Origin of the sequence: Microseira wollei NIES-4236, from assembly GCF_020521235.1 — a bacterium.
Taxonomy (GTDB): domain Bacteria; phylum Cyanobacteriota; class Cyanobacteriia; order Cyanobacteriales; family Aerosakkonemataceae; genus Microseira; species Microseira wollei.
On record NZ_BLAY01000269.1, the window covers coordinates 1 to 8,895 of the forward strand.

The 8,895-nt window shown below is 46.8% G+C and carries 7 protein-coding genes; 4 read left to right on the plus strand and 3 right to left on the minus strand.

The features are described from left to right. Positions 1-204: 204 nt before the first annotated feature. Positions 205-909 (minus strand): diacylglycerol/polyprenol kinase family protein, encoded by a 705-nt coding sequence (locus MiSe_RS45050; protein ID WP_226593198.1) that lies wholly within the window; start codon positions 907-909, stop codon positions 205-207. Positions 910-971: 62 nt separating this feature from the next. On the opposite strand from MiSe_RS45050, the gene yidD reads away from it, so the two are divergent. After that, positions 972-1,208 (plus strand): membrane protein insertion efficiency factor YidD, encoded by a 237-nt coding sequence (gene yidD, locus MiSe_RS45055; protein WP_226593200.1) that lies wholly within the window; start codon positions 972-974, stop codon positions 1,206-1,208. A 190-nt stretch (positions 1,209-1,398) separates the two neighbouring features. Further along, a complete protein-coding gene (locus tag MiSe_RS45060) occupies positions 1,399-2,106 on the plus strand; it encodes a M15 family metallopeptidase (RefSeq protein ID WP_226593203.1) in 708 nt (235 codons plus the stop codon). Positions 2,107-2,433: 327 nt separating this feature from the next. Here MiSe_RS45060 and MiSe_RS45065 read toward each other — a convergent pair whose 3' ends face one another. Next, positions 2,434-4,134 carry a hypothetical protein gene (locus MiSe_RS45065; protein WP_226593205.1) on the minus strand — a complete coding sequence of 567 codons (1,701 nt, stop codon included), beginning with the start codon at positions 4,132-4,134 and terminating at the stop codon, positions 2,434-2,436. Between the two features lie 366 nt (positions 4,135-4,500). On the opposite strand from MiSe_RS45065, the gene MiSe_RS45070 reads away from it, so the two are divergent. Both MiSe_RS45070 and MiSe_RS45075 read left to right on the plus strand, forming a co-directional pair. Further along, a complete protein-coding gene (locus MiSe_RS45070) occupies positions 4,501-4,788 on the plus strand; it encodes a transposase family protein (RefSeq protein ID WP_226593208.1) in 288 nt (95 codons plus the stop codon). 219 nt (positions 4,789-5,007) lie between these two features. Continuing rightward, the gene (locus MiSe_RS45075) at positions 5,008-5,226 is read left to right on the plus strand and encodes a hypothetical protein (RefSeq protein WP_226593210.1); all 219 of its coding nucleotides are present in this window, start codon (positions 5,008-5,010) and stop codon (positions 5,224-5,226) included. Between the two features lie 893 nt (positions 5,227-6,119). Here the strand turns inward: MiSe_RS45075 and MiSe_RS45080 are convergent. Further along, positions 6,120-8,780, minus strand: a complete 2,661-nt coding sequence (locus MiSe_RS45080; protein ID WP_226593212.1) for a LamG-like jellyroll fold domain-containing protein — start codon at positions 8,778-8,780, stop codon at positions 6,120-6,122. Between the last annotated feature and the right edge of the window lie 115 nt (positions 8,781-8,895).

An 8,895-nucleotide genomic window follows, 5' to 3' on the forward strand; every position in this document is an offset into this window, starting at 1 on the left:
GTAGTAGGCGCTTGGGCGCCTACTACAAACTTGAGCTGGTAGTAGGCGCTTGGGCGCCTACTACAAACTTGAGCTGGTAGTAGGCGCTTGGGCGCCTACTACAAACTTGAGCTGGTAGTAGGCGCTTGGGCGCCTACTACAAACTTGAGCTGGTAGTAGGCGCTTAAGCGCCTACTACAAACTGAGTTTACAGGCGATCGCTTGTTAAACCAAAAATAGCTGCATCAAGAAAAAGCACACCGCCGCACTTCCCAAGGGAACGGTAAGATTATCAATACCCAACTTAGAAAATGCTTCTAAAGCAGTCGCAACCAAAGCAACCGCAGCGGACACTACCCAAGTTTGCCAGATATTGCCCTGCACCCACAGTAAAATCAGACTGCTGACCAAATAGCTAACCAAAGTCATTGTCAGCGAACCTTCCCAACTTTTTTGCATTCCCCAAATTTTATAGGCATGTTTACCATATTGCTGTCCCACCAAAGCGGCGAGTCCATCGCCCCAAGTCATGACTAAAATACCGATAGCGGCGTATTGGGGAAGTTGCAAAGGCCAAAACCAGGCTACCAGGATGCCGATGCTGGCGGCATAGAAAAACGTTCCCAAACTTTTGCGTCCGACGCTGTTGATACCTGGGAGAATGGGGAATTTGTATGATAGGAGAGCGATCGCGCTCGCTACAATTGAAGCTGCAATCCCGATCCAAGCGGGCATTTCCAACCACCAGGCAAACAGTATGACATGTCCGGTGCCGATGTGAACGACTTTTCGCACCTTTTCCGGATCTGCGGCTTTCCAAAGGTGAAGGGATTCGGCTAGGAGTATAATTGCGCCAAGCCAGACGCCGACGAGGGCAATATCTAGCCAGAGGTCTGGGGTTAATTCAAACAGCGGTAGAGAGTTAAGCAAAGACTTGAGGAAGATTTAAACAAGGACTTCTGTTTATTAATTTATTAGATTTGGTCACCCTAATGAAAACTTTGTTGATTTGGCTAATTCGAGGCTACCGAACATTGATTTCGCCGCTGTATCCGCCTACCTGCCGATTTCACCCCACTTGTTCCCAGTATGCTATTGAAGCAGTAGATCGGTTTGGTCCAGTGCGGGGTAGTTGGTTGGCTATTCGCCGCATCTTGCGGTGTCACCCATTCCATCCCGGTGGTTACGATCCAGTACCGCGTCTGAAAGGAGAGGATAATAATGTTTAAATTTATCTATATTTAATAACGTGTTTGAAAAGTAGGGACACGGCACGTGAAAGATTGGTTGTCAAACCCGAAATATTGATAATGCCGTGTCCCTACCAGGTTTCGGGTAAACAACTTAAGACTTTTGTTTCCACCGTTTTAACAAGTTTTAGCTTTAAGCTTGAACTTTAGTTCAATCCTTTTATTGGCGATGAAACCCTATCAGCAGATCCCTATTTTAGAGTGCGGCGAGCCGTTGGTTCCAATTCCCTTGGAGTTATTCGCGGTAGAATCTCCCCATCCTTATGCTAAAGTGGGTGCGCCTTATGGAGAGCGATCGCCCTACTACCTCCGCGAAACTGTCCTCAAGAGTCTGGTTGAAGCGCAAAACCAACTACAGCAAAGATATCCCCATTGGCGCATCCAGATTTTTGATGCTTATCGCCCGGTGGAAGTGCAGCAATTTATGGTGGATTATACCTTTACTGAAACTGCTCAAGCGCAAGGACTTGACCCAGATAATTTAACAGAAGAACAGCGCTGTGAGATATTAGAGCAAGTGTATCAAATTTGGGCAGTTCCCAGTTTTGACCTGGCGACGCCGCCGCCGCATAGTACTGGTGCTGCGGTGGATGTGACGCTGGTGGATGAGGTGGGTTTTGCGGTGGATATGGGTTCACCTATTGATGAGATGTCTGCGCGATCGCATCCCGATTATTATGCCAATAGTACCAATCCGAACGAAGGGCAATATCATGGCAATCGACAACTTTTGAAAGATATCATGCTGGCGGCTAATTTTATGCGCCATCCCAAGGAATGGTGGCATTTTTCCCAAGGCGATCAATTGTGGGCGCATTTGATGAATCAAGAGCATCCAAATAATCCAATTAAAGCACGTTACGGGCGCATTCTTTAGTAGGGTGCGTTAACGCAGTGTAACGCACCATTTTGGTCGGTGCGTTATCTCGTTTCCGGTTGTTTCTGAATCAGGACTTACCCACGCGGATGCAAAAACCCGGTTTCTTATCACCTTTGTTTTTTTGCGTAATTCCTGTGAATGATTAAACCGATCCAGACGCAGAGGCAGAGGGGAATTTTTGTCAAAATTGGCAGATTATAGCGGATTGCAGGCGCATGAGGTACACCTTGGCAGCAGTGTGCGGGCACCCTTAAGGGTGCCGCTACACAAAAGGCGCCAAAAGGCTTTCCTTCACTCGCTGGCAATCCGCTGTAAATGCCGCGCCTAACGCACCCTACTGTTAACGCAATTCGCATCTAAAACCACAAATCCCTTATCCTCAAAAACCTGACAACTTCCCATTACTTTCGACAAAGCGGGAATGGCACCTTTCTGCAACTTATCTAGCGCTTCTTTCCCTGCTGGTTGATATTGTTGTACGCGGCGATGATTTGCTAGATACTCCGGCGTCAAACCGCCTGCATCGAGTAACCAAAAATCTATCTTGTATTGGCGGATAAAATTTTTCACTTCGGCTAAATTGGGACTATATTGGGCGCGAATTAAATCCATAAATCCTTGGCGAAATTGGCGATAGTATCCCACGTGGTAAGGAATGGCATATTCGCTACCGGCTAAAATAGAACGTTGAGAAAATGTGGGTATATTATTCGCTTCTTCTGCTAAAGATGCAATTAAACTGTCTTTGGGGGTTTGTTGGAAAAATTTGTACAATTTCGGTACTTCTCCGATTCTATAAGCAGTTCTGGGAAATTCTTTCACAAAACTAGGATAGCCGATTAAAGCAATGCTAATGACGAGGGTTGCTGCAACTGCCACGGTAATTTTTGCTCGCTCTTGGGAAGATGCCCAACGCCAAATTTTATCTAGGATTATACTGATAGCGATCGCACTCGCAAATGCGATGACAATCCGAAAGGTAATTCCCGTATAGCGACTGGGAAGGTGTAACTTAAATAAGAAGGCATGGGCAGCAAAAAACATGCCAATCGATGCCATGACAATTTGGCCTAAAATTGCCGATGAATTGGTTAGTTGCTTGAGCAAAGGAAAGCGAGATCGAAATCCTACTAAGATGGGCAATAACAATCCAAAAACAAGCGTTACCGGCGTGAATAAAGAGCGGGGAAACATGCCGCTGCGATATCCGGTGAAGATAAATTTAAACAAATCTCGATGGAAAAAGTTAGACCGTCCCCCTGGTAAAAATTCGGGTAATTTTCTCGCTTCAGATGGGGTGATTGTAGGGCCATATTGCGATGCACTTAAGGCAAAGGGCAATAATACTAAAAAAGCGACGCCCAATCCGGTTGCACATAATATCCAATCCGTGGGATTTGGGGATAGTTTGGGACGCCAATTTTGCCAGGGGAACAGACGTAATATTAAGATAAACGAAGCGATGAAAACGCATTGGGGATAGAACAGTCCTAAGAAGGCGATCGCCACTCCCATAAACCACAAATTTCGCTGCAATAAATAATACAAAAATCCCAAAAATATTGGATAAACAAACCCTCTGGGCGTGGCGGAAACAATATCATCTTTCATCCATAAATTCTGATTCAGCAGCAACGTTGACATAAACGCAGTTGCTGGTATTGGCAACAATTGCATCGAGATGCCAAAACAGTAACCCGTCGTAATCAATCCCAATAAAATTGGCAAGAATTTATTCAGCACCAGGGGATTGATTCCCAACAGGGCAGGAAGTTGGTAAACTGCTTTATAACCTGCGGGTGCAACTGACTGAAAATAATCGGCAATCAGGTCATTTGGGAATAATTCTGGATCGATAAACCGCACCATCCAGAATACATGCTGCCGCGCATCATCCTGGACGACATATTCGCCGCTAAACGCTTTTTGCAGCGCCATCAATGCATAAATAAATCCCAAAGTCAAGCTTAAACTCAACCAAAATTTAGGTTTTGAAGCGGTAAAAAATTTGTGGATTTGGAACATAGGGAATGGGTAATGGGTAATTGGTAATGGGTAATTGGTAATGGGTAAGAATTTAATACTGCTTGGTTGAGGCTAGATCTCGATCCCCCCAACCCCCAATGCCAAGGGGGGCAAACGCGGTTAACGTCTCGATCGCCCCAACCCCCAATGCCAAGGGGGGCAAACGCGGTTAACGTCTCGATCGCCCCAACCCCCAATGCCTTGGCAGGGCTACTTCATTGTGACGGGAGAAAATTTACTCTAGAGCCCCCTCAAGAGTGGATATTTTATTGGAGTAGAGGCTCCCCTAGCTCCTTAAACAGCTAGGGGAGCCTCTACGACCGTATTCTGTTAGAGCTGATTCTATCAGGGGGGTGTCTGGTATAGATGGGAGCTAATCTAATTGAAACATTATCTCAAGTCAAAGACTTTCGGAAGGCAAGAGGCCAACGTTACCCATTATGGTTGGTGTTGTTGTTAGTGATGATGGGAACAATCAGCGGTTGTACAGGTTACGGCGCTTTAGAGGAGTTTGCTCGTCGCCACCACCAAGCATTAGTAGAACGTTTATCAATACCATCAAACCGCTTACCTTCCGACTCAACATTTCCTCGGATTACGATCAACATCGATTTTGAGGACTTATATGATGTCCGGCTTTTCACCCATAATTAAAACTCAGAGCGTCGGGAGCGTCGGGAGCGTCAGAGCGTCAGTCCTAACTATGGGTAATCAAACGGAGATGATATTAACGCAAGTTGCTAGTTATAAACAAGGGCGTTGCTAATTGCTAATTGCTAATTGCTAATCTAGGATTTTTAGCAATCTCGCCATTAGCCATTAGCCATTAGCCGCTGTGAGAGAAATAACTAGCAACTTGAGTTATTAGGGAGAGTGTTTAACCAATGGGCAAGAGATTATGTCTCGCTAGAACAGTCAGAATGGTTAGCGATTGATGGCAAAAGTATTAAATGTACTGTGAGTAACTACGATAATGCCGCTCAAAACTTTGTATCTGTGGTATCTGTCTTTAGCACCGCTCCAGGTTTGACAATAAGCTTGAGTCAATTTAAGCACAAAGACAACAGTGAAATTACGGTGTTACAAGCCTGACTAGAAGCTTTAGATCTCAGCCACGTTGTGTTTACTTTCGATGCTTTGCAATTGTCAAAAAAAACGGTTGAGTTAATTTTCGAAGGTGGAAATGATTGCGTGATTGCGGTCAAAGCCAATCAAACTAACTTATACAAACAAATTCAAACTCTGACGCAGGAAACAACTCCTAGTACACGCAAGTTGCTAGTTATAAACAAGGGCGTTGCTAATGGCTAATTGCTAATTGCTAATATAGGATTTTTACCAATCTCGCCATTAGCCTCGTGACCAGGGATCTGCCTAGTAACGCCATTAGCCGCTCCCAGAGAGATAACTAGCAACTTGAGTTAGTACCATAGATCATAGCTTTGAATGCAGCCGAGATCGCAAGACCCATCGCCTCTGTTCAGTGTTTGAAGATGTCAGTGGCATTAGTCCAGACTGGATAGGTCTCAAGCGCTTGATTAAGGTTGAGCGTACAGGTACTCGCAAAAGTCTGCCTTACATTAGTAGCCTAACTCCAGGAGTACTGCCAGGAAACCAGCAGAAACCAGACTGATATGATGTCCGGCAAATAGCCCTTAATTAATACTCTGCGCGTCCGGTGCCTCCGGTGCGTCCGGTGCGTCATATCGTTGACCGTTGCTAAGGAATTACGACCTGTAGGGGGCTTTTCTGGCAATTAGCAATTAGCAATTAGCAATTACCAAGAAAGGCCAATCATTCCGATGCAACCGGATTTGATATCAGTCCTAACTATGGGTATTCAGGCGGACATGATATGAGGTGTTTAGGGAGTTTGTTCGCTCTCTGGATCAGAAATGGTCAAAAAAGAGGGCGTCGAACCCTCTTTTTTGACCGCTATCCTTCCCCACTTTTTAAGCAGGTGGGAACTGCCGCGAAGAGTTCAATTAGACTTCAATGCCGTAGTACAAGGCAAGATAGGTAATGATCTCGTCACTATGAGGTATCAACTCTGGCAGGTAATTCCTCAGCGCCTGACGGACTGCATCGCTGAAGGCAGCAGCATCATGAGTTTGATTGCGAACAAAGGGATCGAGCTTCTGAATCAGTTCCCAGTTGCTATCGATATTCTCCGCTTTCAGGGTACTTTCCAGGGTTGGTGCGGTATTATCGGGGAATTGGGGTAGAATCCGGCTGATAAATGTCACCCGATGGAATACCCGCCAGCAGGGGGGCTTTTTGTCCGACTGATTGGCTTGACGTAAAGCCGCAGCATTAGGATGGTTGCTCTGTGCCAGCCAAATCGGATCGACGACTTTGCCGAAAAGATCCTCAAAGTTGCGCTCGGAACTATCGAGATAGAAGGTCTTAAAGCGATAAGCATCGACTTTACCTGGTGCGATCGCGGGATTCCCCTGTGCATCGAAGAAAGGTTTCCACTCGTTATTTGCATCTGGCTTGGTTTTTTGTAAGTTACCAGGAACTGCCAAATTGAGCGCCAGACTAAAGGATTTTTCTGCATCCTTAGATTTGGTTTTAGTAATGCTGAAACCACCACCGATGGAGGCTTCAAATTCTAGGGAGAAACCAACGCTAAAAATTTCCACATCTGTGCTGAAACTACCACCCAATGCACCACTGAAACTGAACGAACCAGCGGTGACTTCAGTTTTGACATCGGTAGTTTGGGTAGTTTCGGCAAAGAAGCCACCATCAGCTGTCCAGACATAGGTATTCACCAGGTTTCGTTTAGCAAATTTTTGGGGCAATTCCAGGGAAGTGCCTTTAGATACAGCTTCACCAAACCCGCCAACGATGGAACCAACTCCAGCACCAATAGCCACACCCAGGGGACCAGCGAGAAGTCCAGCGGCGGCACCGGCGGCGGCACCGATGACCTGTCCGGTATTGGCAAACTCTGTATCTGAGTTTTGGTAATAGTTGATCAGGCGTTGCTCTTCCCGTTGGATACGTCGTTCAATCGCGTAGGCTTCTTTGGGCTTGTAGTAACTGTATTCCCCATATTGACGGGCATTGGCATAAGCGGGATCTAGACAAACAGAACCGTTTTCGTTGTAGCCAATGCGACCATCCAAAGTACCCTGCTTTGTATATTGAGGGTTAATTGGGAAGGGGATGATATTCCAATCGATGGGAATATCAGGATTGGGTACCATTCGGAATGAGACTAAAGCGTTGTTGTGGGCGAGGCGCAGGGCAAAGATATCTGCTGTCTGAGACTGCACTAGGGCAAAGCCCATATTGGCTGGTTTCACACGCCGCCCGATGGCAGGATTAAGCTGCTGTCCTGGTGCTGCCCCTTCCCAAGAGCCGCCCATAGCCACAGACATACTGCGGGTGCGGTTAATACTGGTGCCTAAACTTTCTTCCTGAAACCAAGTATTGGAAGTATTAAATTCCCCTCCCACTGCTGCGTTAACATTAACTTCGTCTAATTTTTTAGCCAGACCGATACCCAAGGGAGCTGTAATCAGCAAATCATCGGAACCTGCACTCATACCACCCGCACCCTTAAAGCCAAGATCCATGCTTCTTTCTTTTGAAGCCGAAAGGGTATAGGTGACAGTTTCACTCTCGACGAATTCGATTTGAGAGAAGCCAGAGCAGTCATCGACAATCCCCTCGGTCAGGTTTTCGCTGGGAACTGGAGGCGCACCCTCAATGTAACCAATAACTTGGGGCGCGAACTGGGCTTGACCAATCCATTCGGTGACCAGGTTACCGACTTTGTAACCTGTGACTAAGCACCACTGACCATTTTGCAAGTAGCTGTAGCAGCGCTTAAGTACACCACCCACATTGCCTTGATTGTCCCGCTGCAAATCAGCATACTCCACGACACCCGGTGTGCGGTCAATGGGTTCGTGGAAAGAAGTGCTGACAGTGGCAAGGGCAGAGCAGACGGCAGCGGTATCATTGCTAATGGGTGCGGTGGATAGGAAGATGGTCGGTTTGCTAGTACCACTGGGCAGAGATAGATGATTACCTCGTAAACCGTTATCGTTCAGTTGGGTGGCGTTGGTGGTGCTGGAGTCGTCGTCGAAGGTGTAGTAGGCGAGGAGGTCTTGTTTTTCCCCTTTGAGACGGGTGAACAAGTTGTCAGCAATTTGCTCATCCGTGCGAAGGGTGCGCCAGATGCGAACTTCTTCGAGGATACCTTGGAAGCGTTCTGAGGATGTCCCATTTAGTTTATAGCCCGCCATGCTGAACTGGGCATCGCCCCAATTGGGAGTTCCTGATGTGAGTACGTCTGTGGCTAGGGGTAAACCATTCAACAATAGGTTAAAGGGGCTACCTTGAGGATCGGGATCTCGCACCCAACGGGCACCTTTAATTTTGCCGTGGTTGCTGCTCTTGCTATCGGTGGCGACGTTTCCTTGGTTCTCTTCAAATTGCCACCAACTGACTAACCCAGACTCACCGCCTTGGATTTTTTTGCCGATGTCTTTCTCGTCACGGGCTTGGTTCCACAGTCGCACTTCGGAGATGATGCCCTGGAAATAGGAAATCTGACGGGGGGAGGATTGGCAACGACCGATTTCTAAGGATTGATCGTTACCGAGGGGTGGTTTACCTTTGAGCCACACCCCGCTCTAAAGAGACGGGGATTCAGGCCAGGAATTAAAGTTAACTTTTCGCCCTTCAATAGCTATCTGGTTAACATTTCCTGACTGTGCCGAGAACCGCTCCGAGGGAGAATGA